Genomic DNA, 26,077 nt, shown 5'->3' on the forward strand with positions numbered 1-26,077 from the left:
TCAGGTGTCGGCCCAGGCGCATCACCAAAGAAGGCATAGGCTATATCCGTCTATCGCGGTTGTCCGCCCCAGAAAATGGGTCGGAATTATGATGGGGGCCATTATCCGGTGACAAGTCGAGCCTAAAGGAACGATAAGCTTGGCTTTTTATGCTTATTTGTCCGTATGAGGCGGTGCTGTTCGATGTTAAGCTTTTTGTATTAGTTAATTTTTTGCGAAAAGGTACGCTTATGAGCACTCCCGCAATCCAGTCCACGCTGCAGCAGATGCAGGGCTTGGCGAATCAGGCGGCGTCTGCGCAGCCAATTGGTGGTGCCCAGGCTTCAGCGACAGTGAGGCAGGGCGGTTTTGGTGGCGAGCTTCAGGCTTCTATTCAGCGCATCAACCGGCTCCAACAGGCGGCTAATAGCCAGGCAATGGCTTTTCAGGCGGGCGACCCTAATTTAGAGCTAAACGATGTGATGGTCGATATGCAGAAAGCTAGCGTGGCGTTTCAAATGGGGCTCCAAGTTCGCAATCGCTTAGTATCTGCATATCGGGACGTTATGAACATGCAAGTCTAACTGTTTATTTTTTTGAGAGCCATGTGACGGTGGGGCGCCATTGTTTAGACTTCTAGGGAAATCATTTGTCCCTGCATCTCCTCCAGGCGTTCAGCAACTTTAATGACTTCCTCGGCAGGGATCTGGCGAATGACATCCCCTGATTCCCGGTCAATAACGCGAGTAATGACGCGCGATGTGTCTTCGCTTAATTCAAACTCTAAACCGCGTGGGCGCATTACTTCATTGATGCGCTGTATAGGTTCCACAAGCTCGCCATGGGTAATTTCCCGGTCTTCTTCGCCAATGTTTGTCAGTTGGCTATTTGGTGTGGCTAGTTGAACCAGAGTGCTGTCCAGGCGTTGTTTGGGTGTCAGGTTCATTAAACTCGACGACAAGGCTGTTGCTGTTTCTGCGGGTATAGAGCTCATGGGCACGTTCCTCTTTGGGGTCAGCCTTGGCGCCAGATTCTAGTCCAACAGAGCAAAGCGGCAGCCATGGCTTGGATTTCTAACAATTAATTTACTCTTCTACGATCCTATCGGCGGGGCTGTGAAAAACTTTACATCACTAGCAGTCAACGTGTGTCTTCTTAATAGTATCGGATACGTAACGAACTTTTCCTCTCGCCTGAACCTGCGTATTAAGCATCGTAATGATGACTTATTGTGTCTACGCCCTGTTGCTAGCTTCTGATATGCTTCTTCGCTTTGCGATGGGCTAATTAACGCGTTAAAGCGAGTGAGGCTAGCAATGGTAGCGCAGCAGGATGAGTTTGAAACAATAGCAAACGCAGCAATGATTGAGTCCCTGCTGAATACGTTAATCGAATCGGGCGGCGTTTCGCTGTGTCTTGCCACCGCTGATGCGCGTCCAGAGCCTATCGTCTTGATGGAGCAGCATTTAGCCCAAACGTTAGTGATGGATCTTTCCTCGGTCGATTATTTGCTCCGTCATCTTCAATCGGGTGCCGCTTTCTATCTGCGTGGGCAGGCGCAGGGTAAGGTGATAAAGACGCCGCTATTGCAGCTGACCGAAACCCGCCAAGCAGGAGGGCGTTTTCTCTGTTGCAGTGATTACCCAGCAACCTTAGATGTGCTCCAGCGCCGGGAGTCTTTTCGTGCCGAGCTGCGTATGGGAATGCATGTCCCTGCCCGTTTAGGCGTTGGCGATAATGCGGTGGAGGGGGAGTTGTGTGACCTGTCTCAGGATGGCTGTCAACTGGAGTTGCCATTAGCGGCCAGTGGCTTGTTGTCTGAAGCCTCAGACCCCTTAGAATTAGCTTTTACTTTCCCCAATGGGTCGTCTTTTGAAGTGCTGGCTAATGCGCGCCATCAAAAGGCAGATGCCGAGAAGCATCTGCTCCGCGTAGGTTTTCGCTTTACTGGCTGCAGTGCCGAGCAAGAGCGGCAAATCTGGTACTTTGTGTGCGAGATTGAACGTGAATCGGCCCGTTATCAGGAAGAGCAGCAGGGCGAGCGCCAGCCTTCACCACTGTTCGCCCGGCCGAGTAACCGCAAGGGAGCAAAGGAGCTCCTGGGTAGGCGCGATATCCAGCGCTATGCGACGCCCATGGCGCGTCGATTGGTTAAAGTAGCTGCCTATTTAGACGCTCAGTTGTTGTCGCTACAGCAAGGTAGCGACATCGATGGTCGCCAACTTTCTCGCTATGCCGACCGTGTGTTGGATTTTCATGAAGAGGATCGTGAGGCGCTATTATTCGCTTCGCGCTGCTTGTTTCCTGAGCCTTTAGTGGTGCGCCACGGTATTGCAGTGGCTATTTACCTGCTCGACTTCGTTGGGGGAAGCATGCCGCGCGAGTTGCGTAAGGCGATTGTTGCCAGCGGCCTCATTCACGACCTTGGTAAAGCACTGGTTCCTCAAGTTTTATTCAAGGCCCCTCGCTTTGAAGCAGGTCATCGCGAAGCAGTTAGTGAGCATGTCCAGTTGCTGCTTGGCCGGCTAAATAGCTGCCAGTGGCTGTCGGCGGGGATTGTCCAGGCCGTTGTTGGGGGGATTAATGAGCGCCTGGATGGTAGCGGCTATCCCGCTGGTCTCAGTGGGGCTGATCTTAGCGAGCTGGCCAAGGCCAGTGCCATTGTTGACGTTGTCGAAGCAATGCGACGTGACCGTTCTGATCGGCCAGCGAAGACGGTGCAGCAGATATATCGCCATCTATTACAGCATCCTCACCAGTTCGATATGCGTTGGATCAAACGTTATATCGAACACTTCAAGGTACTGCCCGTGGGATCGCTGGCGCGTTTTTCCAGTCAGCAGCAGGGCTGGATTCTGCGCCTTGACACTAAGGGCAATCCCACCGAAGTGCTGCTTACGTCGCAGGTTGAAGCCCCCATGCGTGACAATGTGGGAGAAGTGGTGAGCAATAACGTGACTGAGCGGCTTGGGCGATGCTTAAGCGAGGTTGCTGTGTCTACCTGAAAGTGTAAAGACCGCAAGGCGCGAGCGCCTAAGCGGCTAGCTTTACGGTTTCAGGTTTTCGACATAAAAAAGCGCCGCACGGCATTAAAGTCAGCCGACGTTACGCCGATACATAAAGATAGCAGAGGGCAGTTTGCCACTCTTTTGATTGTTTAATATCCGTGGCAACCCATTGATAAAGGGATAGCAAAGCCACGCACAGGAGTTTCGCTTATGACTTACTCTCGCGGTGGCGCCGCCTATGGTCGAGGGGCAAATGCTTATGCGCGCGTTGGCGTAGAAAGCGGAGTGATGTCGGCAGATCCTCATCAGCTTATCGTCATGTTATTTGACGGTGCCCAGGCCGCTATTCGTGCCGCGCGCATTCATATGCAAGCAGGCAATATCGGCGAGAAAGGGAAATCGATCTCTAAAGCACTGGATATCGTTAATAACGGTCTTTCTGCCGCTCTTGATCAAGAAAAAGGCGGAGAAATTGCCGAACGCCTCGCCTCTCTCTACGATTATATTGTCCGCCTGCTGTTGGCTGCTAATCTGCGCAATGATGAAGAGAGCCTGAATCAGGCTGAGTCCCTACTTGAAGACATAGCGTCAGCATGGCGCGATATTGGTCAACAACAGAGCGCGTGAGGCAATAATGTCATCTGAAAACGCTCAAAAGGCATTGTTAGATAGCTATGAAACGCTTTTGAGTCGCGTTACACATATGCACGAACTGGCCGATGCCGAGCAGTGGGCGGAACTGATTGATCAGCGAACTCACTATGTTGTACTGGTTGAGCAACTCCGTGAATTGGATGCAACCGCGGTGCTTGACGGACCTGCCCAGCAGCGTAAGGCAGAGCTGTTGGAGCGTATCCTAGAGCACGACGTGGATATTCGCCGCCGTTTAGTCTCGCGTCGCGATGAGCTGGGTAAGCTCATCAGCGTCACGCAGCGTCAGCGTGATTTGCATCGAGCGTATGCCCCTCAGCAAGGGCCCGAGGGTCGCTATTCAACGGATGGCACTGACGACGAGGCGAGGTCGACGTGAGCGGTATTAACCCGCTTATTGATACGCTCTTGCACCAAGTGCTAGGGCGTCAAGGCGAGGTGTCGTTGCAGCGGGTGCTTGAACAGCCCGTGAAGCCTATTCCGCCAGGCGAAGGGCCGCGTGCCTTGAAGGGCGACGCGAACTTGGATGGACGCCCCTCGACCTCACCGTTAAACGATTTAAAGCGTCTACCTCTGCCGGGAGAGGGTGGGCGAACGTTACCCCGCGGTGATGCGCTGACATCTCCACCGGGCTCGACGCAGACGCACTTTAGTCCCGCTGCACGAACTATCGCCGACGTTTTGTTACGGTTTCCCGCTCCCCCTTCGGTGATGCGACCCGAGGCGCCTCTCGTTACCAGTCAGGAAGCGCCGTCAGCGAGTGCTGTCGCGACACGCCTAGAAGCGAGCATTCGCGACAGCGGTTTGTTTTACGAAGCGCATTTAAAGCGTTGGTTTCAAGGCGCTGGCACTCGCCAGCAGCTCTTAAATGAGCCGCAAATGCAAGCTGGGCCACGCCCACCCGCTCCGCCCGCGTCTCTTTTGCCTACTGGTTTGAATGTCTCGCAGGCACTCAATGGGTTGGCGCCCTTGGCTACGCCGGGCGCGTCAATGAGCGGTCAAGGGGGCATGTCTATCCTTCCGAACGTACCGTTAGTACCGATTGCCAGTGAAGCTGGCTTGGTTTCTCGGGCGGGGATTGCGACAGCTTCCACTCAGCCGCCTGCTGGCTCCACCCAGGCGCCTGCTGCTGCGCCCCAAACAACCGTTTCTATGGCAGGGGAGGGGCGTGAAAATGGTCAATCAAGAGTCGATCTTAGTCATCCAAGGGAAATGACCGAGTTGATGGCTAACCGATCGGGTCGCGACGTTGTGCATGAAAGTCTGCAGAGTTTGGTGCGCCAGCAGCTAGAAATGCTGGTAATGCCTACTATTCGCTGGGAGGGGGATGTATGGGCCGGTATTTTTATGGCTCTAGTGATTAACCTGCCGGCTCGCGAGGAAGGGCAGGAGGGAGGGCAGCAAGAAGGTGAGCCAGATGGCGGTTGGCGTTCCGATATGCAGCTGGAAGTCCCTAATCTAGGCGCCTTCAACGCGTCGTTGTGGCTGTATAAAAATGCGTTAAGTATCGATTTTACTACTGAAAGTACCAAAGCGTATGAGCGTATCGATGCAGGTCTACCGGCGTTAGAAAAACGCCTGGGGGCTTTGGACTTACAAAAAGTGCAGCTGCGGGCTCGCTATCTTGAGTCGGAGGATGTGCATGGCAACTTCGGGTGAGCGTCGACGCCAAGCAGTAGCCTTGGCCTATCAAGACAATGACAGGGCGCCCCGTGTCGTGGCAAAAGGTTACGGCGATTTGGCCGAGCGCATAATGGCTGAAGCTCAGCGCCAGGGTATTTATGTGCACGACGCCCCCGAGCTGGTCGCGCTGTTAATGCAGCTTGATTTGGACGCGGAAATTCCCGCGGGGCTCTACCAAATCGTCGCGGAGCTTCTGGTATGGGTGTTCGAGCTATCTGACGATGGTATAAGTTATCGTGATATGCCCAAGTAGCCAATTACAGTTGATCTATGCAACCATAAGGCTAGGCAATAAAAAGTCATTAATGACGCCAGTACAATGGTCACTATGTCGCGTCTAAGTCTTCTATGGAACATCATGAGTCAAACTAACTTTCTCGACGAAATTCAGGAAATAAATTTAGCTTATTTGCTGCTTGCGCAACGATTGCTCGATGAAGATCGTGAGGCTGCTATGTTTCGCTTAAAAATAGATAGCGAGGTCGCCGAGCTAGTTGTGTCGCTTAATGCTCGTCAACTGACAAAATTAGCGCGAACTAATCAGCTATTGTGCCGGTTTAGTCAGGCTAGCGCCGAGCGGCTGCGTCAACTCACCGATAATCCCCGCGATCAGGGGTTGTCAGGTTTGCATGCCTCACTTTTATTCGCTTGCGACTCGCTAGAGCCAATGCCGCCAGGAGAAGAGACGTGAGCCAGAAAAGCTTGGTTGATGAAATGCACCAAGTGCAGCTGGCCATTGAATTAATTGAGCTCGGTGCGCGTTTGCAGGTGCTTGAAACGGAAACTGAATTAAGCCGAACACGCTTAATTAAGCTGTATAAAGAAGTGCGTGGAGTGTCACCGCCTAAGGGCATGCTGCCATTTTCCACCGACTGGTTTATTACTTGGCTACCGAATGTCCATTCGTCACTTTTTTACAATATCTATGTAAGTTTAAAAGACCTAGCTGATTGCGATCGCATCGATGCGTTTGTAAAAGCATATCGGCTTTATGGCGAACAAATGGCACTTGAAAATATGGAGCCGGTGCTCGGCCTCACACGTGCTTGGACGCTGGTGCGTTTTTTTGAGAGCGATTTGCTCCAACTAAATCGCTGCACACGCTGTAATGGACAATTTGTGGCGCATGCGCATAGCCCTGCCCAGCATTATGTATGTGGCATATGTCAGCCACCTTCGCGGGCAGGCAAGACGCGCAAAGCACAGCAAGATAGTGAAAAAATGTAACATCGTCAGCTCGAACAGTACGCCTGCCTAGCATTGAGGTATAAGACATAGCAGTGAGCGCTTAACGATTACGAATGAGTGCATTGGCATAGATAAGCGCAAAAGCCAGTGATACTTTTTCATTAAAAAGCATCTCAGCCCTAGTATGATAAGGCTAAGTAATGCTGAGGCTGGAGCAGCCCCGAATCATCAGGACGGATGACCGAGGTTTGGTTCCCTTAATTATACTGATATACCGTAAGGACTCTGCGTGTGCTGATACCACTAGGCTATGTAATTGTGTTGCTCTCCGTCTTTGGTGGCTATGTGCTGGCAGGTGGCAGCCTAGGTCCTCTTTACCAGCCGCTAGAGCTTCTTATCATTGGCGGGGCGGCTGTTGGTGCATTTATTGCCGCTAATAATGGTAAAGCGATCAAGGCGACATTTAAAATCCTGCCCAGGCTCAAGCGTGCCAAAAAATACGACAAAGCGCTTTACATGGAGTTAATGGCGATGCAGTACAAGCTACTGTCCAAAATTCGCCGTGAAGGGATGTTAGGTATTGAGCGGGATATTGATAACCCGGAAGAGAGCCCTCTGTTCCAAGAGCATCCTACGGTACTGGCCGACCCTCATATCATGAACTTCCTAACCGATTACCTACGCTTAATGGTAAGCGGCGGGATGGAGCCCATGGAAATTGACGAGCTGATGCTCCATGAGATTGAGGTCTTTGAGCAAGAGGCGCATATCCCTATCGATGCTATCGCCAAAGTCGGTGATGCTATGCCCGCTTTCGGTATTGTGGCGGCAGTAATGGGGGTGGTTAAAACACTCACCTATGCCGACGCTACGCCGGCTCAGATGGGCGTAATGATTGGTCAAGCGCTGGTGGGTACTTTCTTAGGTATTTTGCTGGGTTACGGCTTTGTAAGCCCTCTTTCAAGCTACATTGAACGGCAAGCTAAAGAAGCCGAAAAAATGTTGCAATGTATTCGCATTACGTTGCTGGCAAGTTTACACGGCTACGCGCCTCAGTTGGCCGTTGAATTTGGTCGTAAAGCACTCTTCGCCGCAGAACGGCCAAGTTTTATAGAGCTTGAAGAGTACGTGAAAGATGCCAAAAAGGGCGGTAATGCATGAGTAAGGGCGGTGACAAGCGCCCGATTGTCATTCGGCGCAAAAAAGTCGTTCATTCACACCACGGCGGTGCATGGAAAATTGCTCTTGCGGATTTTATGACCGCTTTGATGGCCTTTTTTTTGGTCCTATGGCTTTTAAGTGTTTCCAGTGAGGAGACGCGCAGGGGCGTGGCTGAATACTTCAGCACCCCTTTGGTAACAGCCATCACCGGCGGCGATAGATCCGGCAGTACTAGCGTGATTCCCGGCGGCGGGCCGGATCCGACGCATAGCGATGGAGAGCGCGCGCGCATTGATGCCCTGCAGCGTACGCGTCCTAGCATGCAGGAGCGCAACTTCTTCAGAAACCTGCAAGAACGCATTGAACGCGCCATTGAACGTGATCCCGAGTTACGACAGATGCGTAACCAAATGCGTTTTGACTTAACCCGTGAAGGGTTACGCATACAGTTATTAGATACCGACCAGCGTCCCATGTTTGAGCTCGGCGGTGATCAAGTTGCGCCCTATATGCGTAGTTTGTTGCGCACTATCGCACCGCTTCTGAATGAGCTTCCCAATGAGCTCAGTATCAGCGGCCATACCGATAGCATTCCCTATGCCGGTGGCTATAGCGGCTACAGTAACTGGGAGCTTTCAAATGACCGTGCTAATGCTTCCCGGCGCGAGCTTATTGCCGGCGGATTTGATCCAGATCAATTGCTGCGGGTATCGGGCTTTGCAGACAGGGTGCAGCTACCTGACACTGCACCCACGAGTCCTATCAATCGGCGCATAGAATTGGTCGTACTGTTTCCTGAAATTGCTGACACTATTCGCAATCCAGTCATTATGGAATCTGATAATTCTTTGCCGGAAGAAGCTGAAGCCGACACGTTGCCTGAATTACCCGAAGCGCTAATAGAATCAACACAACAAGACGAGCCTCAGGCGCAAGAAGCACAATAGTCTGAGTTTGTCACAAAATACGACGTTAAGGTGGAGCGGTGTATGGATATAGCGGATTTTTATGACACCTTTTTTGAAGAGGCCGAAGAGCTGCTGTCGGATATGGAGCAGCACTTGTTGGAGCTGGATGTGGACGATCCGGACAGTGAGCAGCTGAATGCCATTTTCCGTGCCGCCCATTCGATTAAAGGGGGAGCGGGCACGTTTGGTTTTAGCGTGTTGCAAAAGACCACTCACATTTTAGAAAACCTGCTTGATTACGCACGTAAAGGCGAATTGACGCTGCGAGCCGACCTCGTAGATACCTTTTTAGAGGCTAAAGACATCATGCACGAGCAACTCGATGCCTACCGCAGCGAAGAAGAGCCTGATCAAGAGGCGTTTGAGCGTATTTGCCAAACCCTGCAACAGATTGCCCTCGATGAAATTGGTGCACCGTTGGACGCACCGCCGACACCTGCCGCTCAACCTAAAGCAACCCCAGCGGCCTCTTCTGGTACTGAGGGTGACGAGCCGTCGGGCGGGAACCACCTCGTGGTGGCGCTGCTGAATGTCGTTGAAAAAGATCGCACCCTGCTGGTCGAAGAGTTAGAGCAGTTAGGCGAAGTCCTCGCCCAGTCGGGCGACGAAAAGCGCTACGAAGTAACCTTGAAAAGCAGCGACAGTGCTGACGATATTGAAGCCGTTATGTGCTTTATTATCGAGCCGGATCAAATTGAAATTAATGCTACTGCGAGCGTCGCGGCAGCGCCAAGCGTTGTTGACACCGCCAGCCCAGAGCAAGAGGCTCCTGAAGCCGCCGCTGCCCCGGCGCCCAAAGCTCCCCAGCCAACCACTGAAGCGAGTCCAGCAAAGGCGGCCGCTAAAGAGAAGCCCAAAAAAGCCGCCGCTGAGTCGTCATCCATTCGTGTGTCAGTGGATAAAGTCGACCAAATTATCAACTTGGTAGGTGAGTTGATCATCACCCAGTCGATGCTTGATCAAACGGTCAGCGATTTGGAAGACCAGTCGGTGGGCAATAGTTCACTGCAAAACGGCATGAGCCTACTGCAGCGCAACGCGCGAGATCTCCAAGAGTCGGTCATGTCGATTCGTATGATCCCTATGGAGTTCGTATTTAGCCGTTTTCCCCGCGTAGTGCGGGATACCGCCGGTAAGCTGGGCAAAGAGATCGAGTTGATTACCGAAGGTAAGTCGACCGAGCTGGATAAAAGCCTGGTAGAGCGGATCACCGACCCGCTGACTCACCTTGTGCGCAATAGCCTTGACCACGGCGTTGAGATGCCGGATGTACGTGAGGCGATTGGCAAACCACGGGTGGGTAAGTTAACCCTATCTGCACGTCATCAGGGCGGCAATATCCTGATTGAAGTGCGTGATGATGGTGCTGGCATGGACCGTGATCGTTTGCTCGCCAAAGCGCGTGAAAACGGCCTCAATGTTTCTGACACCATGTCCGACGAAGACGTTTTCCAGCTGATTTTCGCTCCCGGTTTTTCAACCGCCAACGAGGTAACCGACGTGTCGGGCCGTGGGGTGGGAATGGACGTGGTGAAGCGAAACATCCAAAGCATGGGGGGGCGCGTCGAAATTCAGTCGAAGCTAGGCGAAGGCACCAATACACGTATTGTACTGCCGCTGACATTGGCGATTCTGGACGGCATGTCGATTAAAGTCGGTGGGGAAACATTCATTCTGCCGCTATCAACCGTGCTTGAGTCGCTCCAGCCGTCTAAAGACGATATGTATGCCATGGCGGGCGACGATGTGGTCATCAAGGTTCGCGACGAATACCTGCCCGTCATCGCTATTCATGAAGTGCTGGACGTCGAAAATGCGATTACTGATCCAACCAAAAGTATCGCCGTCATTGTTCAGGGGGAAGGACGCCGCTATGCCATGTTGGTGGACGAGCTGATCGGCCAGCAGCAGGTCGTGGTTAAAAACCTGGAAGACAATTACCGTAAAGTGCCAGGCATTTCGTCCGCGACGATTTTAGGCGACGGCAGTGTTGCGCTAATTCTCGATATTACCGGCCTACATCGTTTAAGTCGGTTCAAGAAAGAAGCGGGTAAAAAAGTCGTCAACAACCAGAATTTTTCATTTTATAAGGAGGCTGAGACGTCATGAGTCAAGCCAATAGTGGGGCGGTATTAGCCGCAGAAGCAGAAAGCCGCGAATTTTTGGTGTTCTCTTTGGGTGAAGAAGAGTACGCCATCGATATTTTAAAAGTGCAGGAAATTCGCGGTTACGAAAATGTAACTCGGATTGCCAATGCGCCCGATTTTATAAAAGGCGTCACTAATCTACGTGGCGTTATTGTGCCGATCGTTGATTTACGCATTAAGTTTCACCTTGAAAGCGTCGAATACGGTGGCCAAACGGTGGTCATCGTCGTCAACGTCGCCGATCGAGTGGTCGGTATCGTAGTGGATGGCGTTTCCGACGTGATGACGTTGACGCCCGATCAGATCAAGCCCGCACCGGAATTTGGTGTCACCCTCTCGTCTGACTTCTTGAGCGGCTTAGGCAGTTTAGACGACCGCATGCTGGTCCTCGTGGATATCGATAAGCTGTTGACTAGCGAAGAGATGGCGTTGGTTGATAGTACTAGCAGCCACTGATTCAAAGTACCTTGGCACAAGGAACGTGCCTGATCCGTCCTACCTAAAGAATGCATTCTCGCGCTAAGGAAAGTGCTGGCGAGTGCCGTTCGTGCGTGGAGAAAAGTGCGTGAGTCAGCGTATACGGCAATTAATGAACAATATGACGGTGCGCCTAAGCTGGGGGCTAGTGTTAGCGACGCTTTCGATACTGGTGTTAATTGCCAGCGGTATTGGCCTTTATGCACTGCATCATGGCGCCGCCATTGTGCAGGAAACGAGCGATATACAAGCCCAGCAGACGGCTTTCAGCGCCTTTGCCGCCACGATTCGGTGGGCGTTACTGGGCATTGTGATGATGACGGTGGCGACGGTTATCGTGGTTATTTGGGGTGTAACGGCGAATGTACTGCGCCCGTTGGATCGCTTGGTGGGCCATTTTGAGCAGATGGCGCAGGGCGATTTAAGCCAAATCATCGCATCGCCGGGTAACAATGAGATAGGGCGGCTTTATAGTGCTATGGCGCATATGCAGCACTCTCTTTCGCAAACGGTCGGCACTGTACGTAGCAGCGGCACGTCGATTTTTGAGCGCTCCCAGCAAATCGCCAGCGGTAATAACGATCTTTCCTCGCGCACAGAGCAGCAGGCATCCTCACTGGAGGAGACGGCTTCCAGCATGGAGCAATTAGCCTCCACGGTAGGCCACAATGCCAATAATGCTCGCCAAGCCAGTCAGCTGGCAGACAGTGCTACGTTGACAGCACGGCGCAGTGGTGAAGAAGTCGGGGCAATCGTTGAGACCATGCAGGATATCAGCGCCAGTTCTAATCAAGTCGCTGATATCATTACCGTTATTGATAACATCGCGTTTCAAACCAATATTTTAGCGCTCAATGCCTCGGTAGAAGCGGCGCGAGCCGGAGAGCATGGCAGAGGGTTCGCCGTGGTTGCTCAAGAGGTACGCAGCTTGGCGAGCCGAAGTGCCGGGGCCGCAAAAGAGGTACGTACGCTGATTGACTCCTCGCTTAGCAAAGTTGATGCGGGCACCCAGCGCGTTAACCAAGCCGGGGAAACCATGCAAGACTTGGTGGCGGCTGTCCAGCGGGTTAATGACATTATGGACGAAATCGCCTCCGCGTCTGAGCAGCAAAGCAGTGGCATTGGCCAAGTGAATCAGGCCGTCGCGCAAATGGATCAAGTTGTCCAGCAGAATGCCCAGCTGGTTCAGCAGGCAGCGCGCAGTGCCAATGAGCTGGAAAGCGAAGCGGCTCGTTTACGCGAAGCAGTCGAGCGCTTTCGTATCGCAGCCCCCTCTAGCCAACACGCCAGCCACCACTCTTCTTCCTCGACTGCCTTGCCTCCCGCAACGTCACCCCCGCGCGCAATACACAAGCCGCCAGCAGAGCAGACCACCGAGTGGGAGTCGTTTTAATTTGTTTGCTAGGCCCGGGGAATTCTTTTAGATAAATAAAACACTAAAAAAGGCAGCTCATGCGCAACAACCAGCCAGTCACTCAGCGTGAAGTCGAGTTAAAAGAAGACGATTTTTTAGTCTCACGAACTGATACCAAAGGGCGTATCACCTATGCCAATCCTGCTTTTATCGCTATTAGTGGCTTTGAGCACGCAGAGCTGATCGGTGCGCCACATAACTTGATACGTCACCCCGATATGCCTCCCGGGGCATTTGAGAACCTCTGGCACACAGTCAAGACGGGGGAAACCTGGCGAGGGCTGGTTAAAAACCGCTGTAAGAATGGCGATCACTACTGGGTAGACGCCAATGTGACGCCAATTATCGAAGACGAGCAGGTCGTGGGCTATACCTCTGTTCGCGTGCAGGCAAGCCGCGAAGCTATCGAGCGGGCAGAGCAGGCTTATGCTGAAATACGCGAAGGCCGCAATAAGCGCCTGTATTTAGATAAAGGTCGGTTGCGCCAAAAAGGGGTGATCTCACGGTTGTCCCGGGTACGTCTCGATACCATCCGCGCCAAGTTGGCAGGCATGATTGTCGTCGCCGGGCTACTGCTGTTGATTAGTAGCGGGTTGGGGCTGTATGGCCTGAATGTGGCGGGCGAGCGGTTAGGACAGTTGAATAATGATGGCCTGGGCGATGTTATTCGTTTGCAGCAAATTGATCAGACCATTGCTCAAACTCGTCAGGCGATGATCGAGCCGGAGCGCATGGACCTGATCAATCAGCGCTTTGAAATGGGCGAGAGCATTGCCCAAAGCGCCGAGGAAATTGCCGCCGTCTGGCAGGCTTACTACTCACGCGAGGTAAATGCTACCGAACTCGCCGCAGCGTTTGACCAACAGCTCCAGGCCTTCCTGAAAAATGGTATGGGGCAAGCCGCCAGCGTGCTTCAGGCCGAAGAAACCTACCAGGCGTTTACCGGTTTGGACGCGGTTATCCAGGTGATGACCAACGATGGGCGCGCCCTGTCAGGCATGGTTAACCAGCTGATTGCCCAGAAGCAGCAAGCCGCCGAAGCAATGGCTGATGAAGCACAACAAGGCCAAGCCACCATGCTGGGTGCGCAAGCCATTGTACTGGCGATTGGCTTACTGCTGCTTATTCTTATTGGCGTCGTTACGCTGCGCGCCATTGTGCGTCCGTTAAACAGTGCGGCGCGTTTCACACTGCAAATTGCAGGCGGCAATTTAGCCGCTAAAGTCCCGGCTCGGCGGCGCGATGAAGTGGGCCAGCTGATGGTGTCACTAGATACCATGCGTAAAAGCCTCAGCAGCATCATTGGCGATGTTAAAAGTGGTATCGATGTCGTTACTCCCGCGGCACAAGCCATTGCCAACGGTAACGAAGAGCTATCGTCGCGTACTGAGCAGCAAGCCGCGTCGTTACAGCAGACCGCCGCCAGCATGGAAGAAATGACCGCGACGGTAAGGCAAAACAGCGATAACGCTCAAGAAGCTCGTCGCCTAGCCGATAACAACGCTATGCAGGTAACGAACACGGGCGAATTGATGACACAGCTAGTCGACAACATGCAGCGGATCACCCAAAGCTCCCAGCAGATGACCGACATTATCAATGTGATCGATTCAATTGCGTTTCAAACCAATATTTTGGCCTTGAACGCATCAGTAGAAGCGGCGCGCGCTGGCGAGCATGGTCGTGGCTTTGCAGTTGTTGCCGACGAGGTGCGTAATTTGGCAGGACGCAGCGCCGGGGCTGCCCAAGAAATTCGTGGCTTGATCGATGGCTCTAACAAAGAAGTGAACTCGGGTGCTGTGACCGTGAAAAAAGCCGAAGTCGCGATTGCCGAGGTGGCCGAAGCGGCGCGCAGCGTGACGCAAATTATGCACGAGATTTCAGCGGCCTCCGAAGAACAGAGCAGTGGTATCACGCAGGTCAATCAAGCCATCGCCGAAATGGATCAAGCCACCCAGCGCAATGCCGTGCGTGTGCAAGAAACGGCCCGCGCAGCAGGCTCTTTGGAAAAGCAGGCTGGCCTATTAGCGCTATCGGTAGAGGCGTTTCGGTTAAACAGTCAGGGGGCGCTACGTCCACCTGCAGCGAGTGTAGCAAGCAGCGTGGCACAAACGCCCAACAGGCTTGCTCCTCAAGCGCAGGGTAAGACGTCGCCAAATCCGCCCGTTAAACGGCAAACAGCCTCTGTAGAGGAGTGGGGAGAGTTTTGACCGAACAACGAGAACGGGCTGCCGATACAGGCCAGTGGTCCTCTGGTAATCAGCTTGAACGTGATTTGATATTAACGGATGCGGATTTTACGCGTATCCGCGAGCTGATTTATCAGCGCGCCGGTATTGTGCTGGCCGAACACAAACGTGAAATGGTTTACAGCCGTTTGGCGAAGCGTCTGCGTCACCATGGTATGACACGCTTTACCGATTATTTAGTACGCCTGGAGCGTCAGCCAGAGGCTAAAGAGTGGGAGGCGTTTACCAATGCGTTGACCACCAACCTAACGGCTTTTTTTCGTGAAGGGCACCATTTTCCGCTGTTGGCTGAACACATTAAAAATGCTCAGGAACCGGTCACTATCTGGTGTTCGGCAGCCTCGACGGGGGAAGAACCCTACTCGTTGGCCATGACGCTACTGGAAACGCTGGGGCCTAAAGCATCACAGGCCAAAGTGATTGCCACCGATATTGACACCGATGCGCTGACCAGGGCGCGCGCTGGCGTTTACCCCCAAGAGCAGGTGCGCAAGCTCGACGACGCGCGCGTTAAACGCTTTTTCCAAAAAGGCACGGGTCAGCACGCGGGGTTTGCCAGAATTCGTCCAGAGGTGTCGGCACTTGTCGAGTTTCTACCGCTTAATTTGTTAGCGCCGCAATGGTCGATTAAAGGCCCTTTTGATGCGGTGTTTTGCCGAAATATTATGATTTATTTTGATAAAGATACTCAAGCAAAGATTCTTAAACGGTTTGCGCCCCTGATGAAACCCGATGGCTTACTGTTTGCAGGCCATTCAGAAAATTTCTCGTACATAACGGACGCATTCAAATTGCGCGGCCAGACCATCTATACGCTGGCAAAAAAATGAACAATTTACGTGTTTTTTTAATCGCGATAGGCGCTGTAGCTCCGGCGGTTGCAATCACACATCAGTCGTCTAGAGCCATAGGAGGCGTGCTTTGAGCGCAGCCAAGATCAAAGTACTCTGCGTCGATGATTCGGCGCTAATCCGTGATTTGTTAACGGAAATTATTAATTCTCAGCCTGATATGGAAGTCGTTGCAGTGGCGCCGGACCCCATTGCAGCGAGGGATTTAATCAAGCAGCACCATCCGGATGTGTTAACGCTAGACGTAGAGATGCCGCGTATGGACGGCCTGGATTTTCTTGAGCGTTTAATGCGTCTGCGTCCCATGCCGGTGTTGATGGTGTCATCGTTAACTCAAAGTGGCTCGGAAATTACTTTGCGTGCGCTGGAGCTGGGGGCGCTCGATTTTGTCGCCAAGCCGAGTCTCGGTATCCGCAACGGCATGATGGAGTACGCCAACGAGATTGCCGAAAAGCTTCGTGCCGCTGCACGTTCACGACCCCGTCAGGCGCGTCACAAAAATACCCCGCCGCCTACTGCCTTAAAAGCGCCGTTAGTCTCGAGCGAGAAGTTGATTATTATCGGCGCATCCACTGGCGGTACCGAAGCCATTCGGGCGGTGCTTGAGCCACTGCCCGCTAACGCGCCGGCGATCTTGATTACCCAGCACATGCCCGGTGGTTTTACCCGGTCGTTTGCCGAGCGATTAGACCGACTGTGTCGCATTACCGTTAAAGAAGCCACCGATGGGGAGCGGATTCTACCCGGGCACGCTTATATAGCCCCTGGCGATCAGCACCTTAAATTAGCCCGGAGCGGTGCAAACTATGTAGCACGCTTAGATGATGGCCCCCCGGTGAACCGCCACCGGCCGTCTGTGGATGTATTGTTTCACTCGGCAGCTCAGCACGCCGGAAAAAATGCCATTGGTGTGATTCTTACTGGCATGGGTAAAGATGGCGCCGCCGGGCTGCTAGAAATGCGCCAAGCTGGATCGCCCACCGTGGCACAAAACGAAGAAACCTGTGTGGTCTTTGGTATGCCGCGAGAAGCAATCGCCGTGGGTGGCGCCGTTGAAGTGGTGGCGTTGGACGACATTCCAGCACGCATGATGGCGCTTATTGCTGCCTCTGGCCGCGCGCAGCGTGTTTAGTGTTAGCTATAAATATAAACAATTGTCGATGACACAGGGGAATTCACCATGAATCGTTTGCTGCGCAACTTGAGTATCCACGCCACTGTGGTTTCTGCACTGGCTTGCTTTGCCGCCCTGATTTTAGTGATCGCAGGCTTGGGGGTTGTGGCTGATCGTAGTGTCCAAAATAACTTAGCAACGCTCAGTAATATTAGCGATGCGCAGCTAAATGAGGTTAACCGTGCCGACTCGCTGTTAAATCAGGCCATGCTGGCAATGGAAACGGCCACGAACCATCTTATGGTCGGCAAAACACAGCAATCAAACGAGCAAATTACCGCCGCTGGTGAGCGCATTGAGCGCGCCGAACAGCACTTTGAACGCTTTGCTGCGCAGCCGCTTACCCCCCAAGGTAAGGCGCTCGGGGATGCTTTGGCTGAAGATTTTCGAGTGGTGCTGGATTTGGTTAAACAGCAGTATGAAACTTTTGAGTCTATGAACTTAACCGCCTATAACTCGCTGCGCGATGAGATGGCTGAGCCATTAAGCCGTTTATCGGCCAGCATGAGCGCGTTTGTTAGCTACGGTTTTGAACGGGTAGATACCATTCGCGCCGACGTTGAGGCGCAAAGCACGCTATTTGCCATCATCAAAGCGGCGTTGGTTATCTTTGCGCTGCTAATGACTTTGGTGATTTACGTGGGCTTACGCCGCGTAGTCATTGCCCCGCTCAAAGGCGCCATTGATCGCCTGGATGCGATTGCCGAGGCAGATTTAACCGATCCATTGCCAGAGGCGGGTCAAAACGAAATTGGCCGTTTATTGGGTGCCATGGGCACCATGCAACAGAACCTGACCAATATTGTCGGTCGTGTGCGTGAAGGCAGTAACGAGATTCACCACGGCACCCGCGAGATTGCCAGCGGCAATGCCGACCTCTCTTCGCGGACCGAGCAGCAAGCCGCGTCGATTCAAGAAACCGCGGCCAGCATGGAAGAGATGACCGCGACAGTAAAACAGAATGCCGATAACGCACGCCAGGCGAGTACCTTGGCAGCGGATGCCTCTACCACGGCTGAACGTGGCGGCGATGTGGTCGCGCAAGTAGTGCAGACCATGCACGGCATCTCGACCAGCTCGAAAAAAGTCGCCGATATTACCAGCGTGATAGACTCAATCGCTTTTCAAACCAATATTTTGGCCCTCAACGCCTCGGTAGAAGCCGCCCGCGCTGGAGAGCAAGGCCGTGGTTTCGCGGTAGTAGCGGGCGAAGTACGTAATTTAGCAAGCCGCAGCGCGGATGCTGCTAAAGAGATTAAAACCCTGATAGACGCCTCGGTGACGCAGATTAAGCAAGGCTCTACTCTGGTCGAGCAAGCGGGCACCACGATGTCGGATGTGGTCACCGCAGTACGCCGGGTAACCGATATCATGGATGAGATTTCCGCTGCCTCCCAAGAACAGAGCGATGGCATTGAACAGGTTAGTCAAGCCGTGGGCCAGATGGATCAAGTTACCCAACAAAACGCCGCGCTGGTGCAACAAGCCACCGCAGCGGCGGCCTCTCTCGAAGAGCAGGCCAATCGTTTAGAGCAAGCGGTCGCTGTTTTCAAGTTGGTAGGCACGCAGCAGGCAGCGTCACACCAAGCGCTAGCGCCTGGGTCGACAAGCCCCAAGGCGGTGTCGCCGCCCAGTGTTAACCACTCGCAAGCAAGGCCGCCTGCCGCCAAGCATAACGACCACGAAGAGTGGGAAGAGTTTTAAAGAGCGGTTTTAATACCAAGATTTAAGTAAACGTTTTAAACCACCTGACTGTACTTTTCAGTCTCCCCCGTGCCATTTACTGATTAGAGGATGACCGATGGCAGATAAGAATATGAGTTTCCTGGTTGTAGACGACTTTCCTACCATGCGTCGGATCGTACGTAGCCTACTGAAGGAACTAGGTTTCACCAACGTGGATGAAGCGGAAGACGGGCAAGATGCGCTCAATAAATTGCGCGCTGGCAACTTTGAGTTCGTCGTGTCGGACTGGAACATGCCTAACCTTGATGGTCTGGAGATGCTCAAGGAGATCCGCCAGGATGACGCCTTGAAAGACCTGCCTGTTCTAATGGTGACCGCTGAAGCCAAGAAGGAAAATATCATTGCGGCTGCACAAGCGGGCGCCAACGGCTATGTCGTCAAGCCTTTCACTGCCGCAACCCTAGAAGAAAAGCTCAACAAGATCTTCGATAAAATGGGCAAATGAAGCGGCTAGGCCCGGGTGCCTGGTTAGCGAGGAGACAGCAAAATGAGTCAGAATGAGCAGTCCGATTCTGCCCAGTCGTCTGAAGAAACCGCTGAAGACCTGCTTCACCGCATTGGCAAATTGACCCGTATGCTGCGCGAAAATATGCGCGAGCTAGGGTTAGACAAAGAGATTGAAAAAGCGGCAGTCGCCATTCCTGATGCACGTGACCGCTTGCACTACGTCGCTGCTATGACAGAGCAGGCGGCTGATCGCTCACTGAATGCGGTCGATCGTGCTCAGCCAATACAGGATCAGTTAGCGGACCGTGCCAGCGGGCTGGACAAGCGCTGGGCCGAGTGGTTTGAAGCCCCGAAAGAGTTAGATGAAGCCAAAGCGTTGGTCAAAGAGACGCGGACATATTTGGGCGATGTACCCGATATGGCGGCGGCTACCAACAAAGAACTGATGGAAATCATGATGGCCCAGGACTTCCAAGACCTGACCGGCCAAGTGATTAAGAAGATGATGGATGTGATCCATGAGATCGAACATCAGCTGGTTCAGGTGCTAATTGACAACGTGCCGAGCGCCCATGCACGAGAAACGATGCAGCGCAAGGCTGAGGATCAGTGGAAAAGCGACAGTGTACGGCGCAACGAAGAGCTTTTGAATGGACCCCAAGTGAAGGACAATGGACCCGATACCGTCTCTGGGCAAGACCAAGTGGACGATTTATTGGACGAGTTAGGCTTTTAACGCTCTTTTTTAAAAGCCCTGTGGGCAAGAAAGTACGCCATTCAGCCGTCCCTATGGACGGCTGAATACGTGTTAAGCTTCGCTTCACCTGGCCGGATGACCACATGGCAGAGAACGATAGCGACCAGGAAAAGACCGAAGAGGCCACGCCCAGGCGAATGGAAAAAGCGCGCGAGGAGGGGCAGGTTCCTCGCTCCCGCGAACTGAACACGTTTTTACTTCTCATGGGTGGGGTGATTGGCCTGTGGAGCATGGGCAGAATGCTCTACAACCAGCTGGGCATCGTCATGGAGCAGGCGTTTTTGTTCGAGCGTCGTGAGGCCATGGAAAGCACGCCGATGCTGGTGAACGCGCTTGATTTGGGTCAGCGGACGCTGTTTGCCATGATGCCGCTATTTTTACTGTTAGTGGTCATCGCAATTGTCGCGCCAGCGCTGCTGGGAGGCTGGCTGATATCGGGTAAATCGATGCAGCCTAAATTATCCAAGTTAAACCCCATTGCGGGGGTAAAGCGCCTTTTTTCCAGCCAGGCGTTGATCGAGTTGGCTAAGGCCATTGCCAAATCGGTCTTGGTCGGGGGGATTGCAGCGCTATTTCTGTACTTCAACATCGGCAAGTTTATGGCGCTGATGAATCAGCCGATTCAGCAAGCGCTCGCCAATGCGCTGCAGATGGCGGCCCAAGCGGCAGGGCTAATGATATTGGCGCTCATCGTGGTTATTTTGATCGATGTACCTTACCAGCTGTGGAGCAATGCCAAGAAGCTGCGCATGACTCAGGAAGAGGTCAAGCGCGAACATAAAGAGTCTGAGGGTGACCCTCAGGTAAAAGCTCGCATTCGCCAGCAGCAGCAGGCCATGGCGCGCGGCAGAATGATGAGCAAAGTGCCCCAGGCGGACGTGATCATTACCAACCCGACCCACTATGCAGTAGCGCTGAGCTACCAAGAAGGCAGTATGGGTGCGCCGCGGCTAGTGGCAAAAGGCGCCGATGCGGTGGCTGCGCGGATTCGTGAAATTGGTGAAGAAGCCGGTGTTGCCCGTTTGCAGGCACCGCCGCTGGCGCGTGCCCTGTATCATCACGTGGACCTAGAAGCAGAAGTGCCCGCTGAACTGTATACCGCCGTGGCGGAAGTAATGGCCTGGGCCTACCGCCTTAAGCAAGTCGCTCAACAAGGAGGCGAGGTGCCCCCAACCCCTGATAATCTGCCGGTTCCGCCGGAGCTGGAAAACCCTGGGCACAGCCCCGGTGGTAATGAGGCGCAACCATGAAAGGCTTGAGTCAGCTAGTGGGTAAGCGCGACTGGATGAACGATGTACGCATGAAGCTGCTGGTTGGGCCGCTGCTTATCCTCATGATCTTGGGCATGATGATTGTGCCCTTGCCGCCTTTCGCGCTCGATTTACTTTTCACCTTCAATATCGCGCTGGCCATTATGGTGCTAATGGTCAGCATGTTTACCCAGAAGCCGCTGGATTTTGCGGCGTTTCCTGCGGTGTTGCTATTTACCACGCTGCTGCGCCTGTCGCTTAACGTCGCGTCTACCCGCGTGGTGCTCATGGAGGGCCACCAAGGCGGCGCCTCTGCGGGTAAGGTCATTGAAGCGTTTGGGGCGTTTCTGGTCGGCGGCAATTTCGCCGTTGGTTTGGTGGTCTTCCTGATTCTTGTCATCATCAACTTTATGGTGATTACCAAAGGTGCCGGCCGTATTGCCGAAGTCGGTGCCCGTTTTACGCTGGATGCGATGCCCGGTAAGCAAATGGCCATCGATGCCGACCTGAACGCCGGCTTAATCGGTGAAGACGACGCCAAAAAGCGCCGCGCAGAAGTCGCCCAAGAAGCCGATTTCTTCGGTTCCATGGATGGCGCAAGCAAGTTTGTCCGCGGTGACGCCATCGCCGGCTTGGTGATTATGGTGGTCAATATCATCGGCGGGCTGATGATCGGCATGCTTCAGCACGATATGAGCTTTGGCGCTGCTGGCCAGACCTATATGCTATTGGCGATCGGCGACGGCCTGGTGGCGCAAATTCCTGCCCTGGTGATCTCGACCGCCGCGGGTGTCACGGTATCGCGGGTAAGTACCGACACGAACGAAGACATTGGCCAGCAAATGATCAGCCAACTGTTCGTTAATCCCCAGGTACTGATATTGGCTGCTGTCGTGATGGGGCTATTGGGCATGGTGCCCGGCATGCCCAATTTCGTGTTTTTATTCTTTACCGCGCTGTTGGCGGGTCTGGCGTGGTTTATTATGCGCCAAAAAGAGCGCTCAATGGTCAAGGAGGAAATCGCCGCCGCGCCGGTGCCTTTACAAGAGACCCCCGAAGCGAGCTGGGAAGACGTACAGCTGGTCGATACACTCGGCTTAGAGGTGGGGCACCGCTTAATACCGCTGGTTGATTCGCGCCAAAAAGGCGAGCTGCTCGGGCGAATTAAAAGCGTGCGTAAGAAGTTTGCCCAAGAGGTCGGCTTCCTGCCGCCGGTGGTGCACATCCGCGATAATTTAGAGCTGCCGCCTAACGCCTATGTGCTGTCGATGAAAGGCGCTGAAATTGGCCGCGCCGAGGCGCAGCCAGGCAAGTGGCTGGCGATTAATCCCGGCCAGGTCTCGGGTGAATTGCAGGGAACCCATACCGAAGACCCCGCCTTTGGCCTGCCCGCTATATGGATCGATAGTAACCAGCGAGAGCATGCCCAGGTGTATGGCTACACCGTGGTCGACGCCAGTACCGTGATAGCGACCCACTTAAACCACCTGTTGCATCGCCATTCGCCAGAGATGCTGGGCCGCCAAGAAGTCCAGAAGCTGCTGGATAAAATGGGCGATGATCAAAAAGCGCTGGTCGAAGAGGTGATTCCCAAAGCGATTTCGCTGACCGTGTTACAGCGTATTTTACAAAATCTGTTGGACGAAGACGTCTCTATCCGCGATATGCGCACTATTTTGGATACTCTAGCGGAGTACGCCCAGCAGCAAAAAGATCCCAACGAGTTGACGGCGCTAGTGCGCGTGTCGCTGGGGCGCGCGATTGTCCAGCAGTGGTTTGCCGGTCAGGAGACGCTCAACGTCATGGGATTGGATGCCCAGCTGGAACAAGTGCTGGTGCAGGCCATGAACGGCAACGGCGCGATGGAGCCAGGCTTGGCAGAAACACTAATGACCCAGGCGCAGCAGGCGTTGGAGCGCCACGAAAGTTTAGGCGAACCACCGGTGCTGGTCGTGCAACACTCACTGCGTGGGGTGCTGTCACGCTTCTTACGCCGTCGTCTACGTCATATGGCGGTATTGTCTCAGGCAGAAATTCCCGATGACCGCACGCTAAAAGTGACCACGGTGGTGGGCGGTAGGTAATCACACACCGTGCTAGGGTCATGCTAAGGCATAGCTTAGAGCGTCGACCATTTCTAGAATAGGTAAAGGGTGAGTCATGAGTGTGAGACGTTTCGTGGGAGTCAATAGTCGCGATGTAATGCGCCAAGTGCGCGAAACGCTCGGTGAAGATGCTCTGATCGTGGCCAATCGGCGTACCGAAGGCGGCGTAGAAATTCTGGCCATGGCGGACGAAGCTATTGACCATTTTGATCCCTCACCCGAGCCTTTGCCGCCCGAAGCCCCGGCAGCGCCGCCGCAAGATACGATGCAGGCAATGAGTGAGCGTTTACTGCGCGAAATGCAGGACATGCGAGAGCTACTGGCCAGCCAGCCTGCAAAAGCCGCTGCGCCCATCCAGGCGGCGCCAACGGGCACCGTTGAACGACTTCGCCAATTGCTATGCAAGGTGGGCTTTAGTAGCGAGCTTGCCGATGAACTCCTAACCGGGCTTCCCGAGCCGCTGGCGGGCTTAAACGCCGATAGCCAAGCGCCGCTGGATTGGCTGCGCAAGCAGTTAATGCAGCGGCTTAGTGTGCTTAGCGATGAAGCGAGCTTTTTTGATCAAACCGGTATTGTGGCGCTTGTAGGGCCAACGGGCGTGGGTAAAACCACCACCACCGCCAAGCTAGCCGCGCGGTTTGTGATGCGCCACGGCACGCGCCCGGTGGCGCTGGTGACCACCGATAGCTTCCGGATCGGTGCCCACGAGCAATTGCGGATTTATGCGCGCCTGCTGGATACCCCCATGTACGCGCTGGATGCCGAGCAACCCATCGACGATTTACTGGGACGCTTGCAGGGCAAACAGTGGGTAATTATCGACACCGTGGGCATGAGCCAGCGTGACCAGCGGGTGATTGAGCAAATCGCCCACCTTCAGGGCGGGCGTTCGCGGGTGCGACTGGTGTTACTACTCAACGCCGCCAGCCAGCCGGAAACCCTCGAAGAAGTGGTGCTGCGCTACCGGCAGGCCGCGCGCTCAGCGGGCGCTGAATTAGATGATTGCATTATTACCAAGCAGGATGAGGCGGGTTGCCTAGCGCCAGTGTTGGATATCGTAATGCGTCATGGCATGCGGGTGTTGTTTGGCTCCTACGGGCAGCAGGTGCCCGAAGACATGGCCCTTGCCGCCCCCGGTGCACTAGTGGATCAAGCGCTGAGTACCGCGACACCACAGCGTGAACGGGTGCAAGCTGCCGATGCGCCGATGGGCATGCCGCGCTGGTCGCGGGATGTGCTGGGCCAAGGGCGGCGTTTATCGTCGCTGCTGGCACGGCTGCGCCAGCGTGTGACGGGATTTGCCGCACTAGAAGAACTTTGGAACCTAGCCGCACTGCCGAGCAGTGTGCAAGACCAGCGCCTTAATGCCCTGCTGGCGGACTACCCACCGAGCGACGCCATGCTGGGCATGGCGTGGTCAGCGCGACGCAATGAGCGTGGCTGCGACTGGGCAATGCCCGATATAGGCTTGGACACAGAGGGCGCGTGGCTGGCGTTACCGTGGCTGCAGCATCGCCATGTGGCCGGTTGGCAGCCGCGCTTGGCCGCGCTGTCAGCCTCAAACGGCGTCGCGGTGCACTTATTGCCACGCTTGCCCGAGGCGGATGCGCTCGGGTGGCTAGAGGCCCAGCATTTGACCTGGATCAGCCAGGTCGCTGCCAGTCAGCGTATATTCGCTTACCGCGAACGCCAGACGCTGCGCCAACTGTTTCACGACAGCGTGCTAACCCATCACGTAAGTGTGCGTTTTCGTGGTCAATCCATGCAGTTGTGGACCGCCTATGCTGAAGTTGAGGACGCCTCTGGCCTCGCGCTTTTGGCGTGGTATGGCGAAGTACGTAACCCTGAAAGCGCCAAGGTGGTAACGCGCCGCTATTGGCTCACTCCCGCACGCCTGGGCTCGGAGGTGCTGTCGTTACTACTTACCCAGCTACACAGCGAAGGGCTGGCGCCGTTGACACGGCGCGCTTGGCAGCAGCTGAAAGACGCCGATAGCGGCGATGTCAACGCCGACGTGCGCCTGCTCATGGCCAGCGGTGTGGCAGCGGTCGCCGGGCACCTTGATGTGGCTGACGATGACGACGCCCAAACGCTGCGCGGGGATCTGCTCAACCTATTGGGTGCCCGTCGGCGGCGTCGCGATAGCGGTATGCTGGATGCATTGGTCTACGTGTTTATGGCCCGCGATGCGATTCGCCAAATGGGCAGTATCAGTCGAGAGGGTGTGGCGTGAGCGAACAAGATCAAGCCTCAGGGCTGCGCAAGTGGGCAAATTTGCAGCGTCAACAGCAGCAGGCCGATGCGCCTGGGGATGTTGCCGCGGCGGAGTATGTCGCAGAAAGCGTCCAGGAGCCGTCGCTAGTTGCGGCGGCGTCTGCGGCGGTGACGCCTGTGGCAGCCAAACCGCCCGGGCCCAAAATTCCCCTGGTGGTGGTCGGGCTGTCCGGTAGCGGTGCGGCGCAGGTGAGCAAGGTCAGGGCTCGCCTGGGGCAATGGTCAGTGCTAGGTCGCAGCTGGGCCGGTGACCCCGACGATTGGGACATTCATATCGTCAAGGCCGAGGCTGCCAATCTCGCCCAGTTGCGCGATGAATACAGCCGGTGGGCGTTGTGGATCGATAGTGACGCCGACGCTTTTGCCGCGATGTACCGTACGTTGCGCTTGCTGCGTGAGCACGGCGGGCCGGACCGTGTACTGGCTCTTCACGAACCGCACTTGCCGCGCCAAGGATTGCTCGATAACTTGCGGGAAGCTGCCGACTATTACTTAAGTATGAAATTACTGGTACTGGCACGATGAGCTCACTCGGCCGAGGACAACAA

24 protein-coding genes are annotated in these 26,077 nt (G+C 54.4%); 23 read left to right on the forward strand and 1 reads right to left on the reverse strand.

Going from position 1 to position 26,077, the window contains the following annotated elements; genetic code table 11:
* Nucleotides 1-230 precede the first annotated feature (230 nt).
* Nucleotides 231-563, forward strand: coding sequence for a flagellar hook-basal body complex protein FliE (gene fliE, locus RZA33_RS13605; RefSeq protein ID WP_317508259.1), 333 nt, complete (start codon nt 231-233; stop codon nt 561-563).
* Between the two features lie 44 nt (nt 564-607).
* Here the strand turns inward: fliE and RZA33_RS13610 are convergent, their stop codons facing one another.
* Nucleotides 608-973 (reverse strand): flagellar protein FlaG, encoded by a 366-nt coding sequence (locus RZA33_RS13610; RefSeq protein WP_317508260.1) that lies wholly within the window; start codon nt 971-973, stop codon nt 608-610.
* A gap of 322 nt (nt 974-1,295) precedes the next feature.
* Here RZA33_RS13610 and RZA33_RS13615 point away from each other — a divergent pair, with 322 nt between their 5' ends.
* The 22 genes from RZA33_RS13615 (at nt 1,296) to RZA33_RS13720 (ending at nt 26,054) form a co-directional block, all read left to right on the forward strand.
* On the forward strand, nt 1,296-2,984 hold the full coding sequence (locus RZA33_RS13615) for an HD domain-containing phosphohydrolase (protein ID WP_322976214.1): 1,689 nt from the start codon (nt 1,296-1,298) through the stop codon (nt 2,982-2,984).
* 213 nt (nt 2,985-3,197) lie between these two features.
* Nucleotides 3,198-3,614 carry a flagellar export chaperone FliS gene (gene fliS, locus RZA33_RS13620; RefSeq protein WP_317508262.1) on the forward strand — a complete coding sequence of 139 codons (417 nt, stop codon included), beginning with the start codon at nt 3,198-3,200 and terminating at the stop codon, nt 3,612-3,614.
* A 7-nt stretch (nt 3,615-3,621) separates the two neighbouring features.
* Nucleotides 3,622-4,017, forward strand: coding sequence for a flagellar protein FliT (locus tag RZA33_RS13625; RefSeq protein WP_317508263.1), 396 nt, complete (start codon nt 3,622-3,624; stop codon nt 4,015-4,017).
* Nucleotides 4,014-5,297, forward strand: coding sequence for a flagellar hook-length control protein FliK (locus RZA33_RS13630; RefSeq protein WP_317508264.1), 1,284 nt, complete (start codon nt 4,014-4,016; stop codon nt 5,295-5,297). Before RZA33_RS13625 ends, RZA33_RS13630 begins: the two co-directional genes overlap by 4 nt.
* Complete coding sequence (locus RZA33_RS13635) at nt 5,281-5,574, forward strand: EscU/YscU/HrcU family type III secretion system export apparatus switch protein (RefSeq protein WP_317508265.1); 294 nt, start codon at nt 5,281-5,283, stop codon at nt 5,572-5,574. The genes RZA33_RS13630 and RZA33_RS13635 overlap by 17 nt, the downstream gene beginning before the upstream one ends.
* Nucleotides 5,575-5,679: 105 nt before the next feature.
* Nucleotides 5,680-6,012, forward strand: a complete 333-nt coding sequence (gene flhD, locus RZA33_RS13640; RefSeq protein ID WP_317508266.1) for a flagellar transcriptional regulator FlhD — start codon at nt 5,680-5,682, stop codon at nt 6,010-6,012.
* Entirely contained in the window at nt 6,009-6,548 is a 540-nt protein-coding gene (gene flhC / locus RZA33_RS13645; protein WP_317508267.1) for a flagellar transcriptional regulator FlhC, read from the forward strand. The genes flhD and flhC overlap by 4 nt, the downstream gene beginning before the upstream one ends.
* Before the next feature lie 252 nt (nt 6,549-6,800).
* Nucleotides 6,801-7,670 carry a flagellar motor stator protein MotA gene (gene motA / locus RZA33_RS13650; protein ID WP_317508268.1) on the forward strand — a complete coding sequence of 290 codons (870 nt, stop codon included), beginning with the start codon at nt 6,801-6,803 and terminating at the stop codon, nt 7,668-7,670.
* Nucleotides 7,667-8,617, forward strand: coding sequence for a flagellar motor protein MotB (gene motB / locus RZA33_RS13655; protein ID WP_317508269.1), 951 nt, complete (start codon nt 7,667-7,669; stop codon nt 8,615-8,617). Before motA ends, motB begins: the two co-directional genes overlap by 4 nt.
* Nucleotides 8,618-8,659: 42 nt before the next feature.
* Nucleotides 8,660-10,747, forward strand: a complete 2,088-nt coding sequence (cheA, locus tag RZA33_RS13660; protein ID WP_317508270.1) for a chemotaxis protein CheA — start codon at nt 8,660-8,662, stop codon at nt 10,745-10,747.
* Nucleotides 10,744-11,241 carry a chemotaxis protein CheW gene (gene cheW, locus RZA33_RS13665; RefSeq protein ID WP_317508271.1) on the forward strand — a complete coding sequence of 166 codons (498 nt, stop codon included), beginning with the start codon at nt 10,744-10,746 and terminating at the stop codon, nt 11,239-11,241. Before cheA ends, cheW begins: the two co-directional genes overlap by 4 nt.
* Nucleotides 11,242-11,374: 133 nt before the next feature.
* Nucleotides 11,375-12,655: a methyl-accepting chemotaxis protein gene (locus RZA33_RS13670; RefSeq protein ID WP_317508359.1), complete on the forward strand. Its 1,281-nt coding sequence runs from the start codon at nt 11,375-11,377 to the stop codon at nt 12,653-12,655.
* A 59-nt stretch (nt 12,656-12,714) separates the two neighbouring features.
* On the forward strand, nt 12,715-14,886 hold the full coding sequence (locus RZA33_RS13675; protein ID WP_317508272.1) for a methyl-accepting chemotaxis protein: 2,172 nt from the start codon (nt 12,715-12,717) through the stop codon (nt 14,884-14,886).
* Entirely contained in the window at nt 14,883-15,755 is an 873-nt protein-coding gene (locus tag RZA33_RS13680; protein ID WP_317508273.1) for a CheR family methyltransferase, read from the forward strand. Before RZA33_RS13675 ends, RZA33_RS13680 begins: the two co-directional genes overlap by 4 nt.
* A gap of 91 nt (nt 15,756-15,846) precedes the next feature.
* Nucleotides 15,847-16,908 carry a chemotaxis response regulator protein-glutamate methylesterase gene (locus RZA33_RS13685; RefSeq protein ID WP_317508274.1) on the forward strand — a complete coding sequence of 354 codons (1,062 nt, stop codon included), beginning with the start codon at nt 15,847-15,849 and terminating at the stop codon, nt 16,906-16,908.
* A 48-nt stretch (nt 16,909-16,956) separates the two neighbouring features.
* Nucleotides 16,957-18,654 (forward strand): methyl-accepting chemotaxis protein, encoded by a 1,698-nt coding sequence (locus RZA33_RS13690; RefSeq protein WP_317508275.1) that lies wholly within the window; start codon nt 16,957-16,959, stop codon nt 18,652-18,654.
* 97 nt (nt 18,655-18,751) lie between these two features.
* The gene (gene cheY, locus RZA33_RS13695) at nt 18,752-19,141 is read left to right on the forward strand and encodes a chemotaxis response regulator CheY (protein ID WP_290951185.1); all 390 of its coding nucleotides are present in this window, start codon (nt 18,752-18,754) and stop codon (nt 19,139-19,141) included.
* A 42-nt stretch (nt 19,142-19,183) separates the two neighbouring features.
* Nucleotides 19,184-19,879, forward strand: a complete 696-nt coding sequence (gene cheZ / locus RZA33_RS13700; protein WP_317508276.1) for a protein phosphatase CheZ — start codon at nt 19,184-19,186, stop codon at nt 19,877-19,879.
* Between the two features lie 104 nt (nt 19,880-19,983).
* Nucleotides 19,984-21,150, forward strand: coding sequence for a flagellar biosynthesis protein FlhB (flhB, locus tag RZA33_RS13705; protein WP_317508277.1), 1,167 nt, complete (start codon nt 19,984-19,986; stop codon nt 21,148-21,150).
* The gene (gene flhA / locus RZA33_RS13710; protein WP_317508278.1) at nt 21,147-23,234 is read left to right on the forward strand and encodes a flagellar biosynthesis protein FlhA; all 2,088 of its coding nucleotides are present in this window, start codon (nt 21,147-21,149) and stop codon (nt 23,232-23,234) included. The genes flhB and flhA overlap by 4 nt, the downstream gene beginning before the upstream one ends.
* Before the next feature lie 76 nt (nt 23,235-23,310).
* Complete coding sequence (gene flhF / locus RZA33_RS13715; protein WP_317508279.1) at nt 23,311-25,488, forward strand: flagellar biosynthesis protein FlhF; 2,178 nt, start codon at nt 23,311-23,313, stop codon at nt 25,486-25,488.
* Entirely contained in the window at nt 25,485-26,054 is a 570-nt protein-coding gene (locus RZA33_RS13720; protein ID WP_317508280.1) for a hypothetical protein, read from the forward strand. The genes flhF and RZA33_RS13720 overlap by 4 nt, the downstream gene beginning before the upstream one ends.
* Nucleotides 26,055-26,077: the final 23 nt, after the last annotated feature.

Origin of the sequence: Halovibrio sp. HP20-59, from assembly GCF_033052795.2 — a bacterium.
Lineage (GTDB): Bacteria > Pseudomonadota > Gammaproteobacteria > Pseudomonadales > Halomonadaceae > Vreelandella.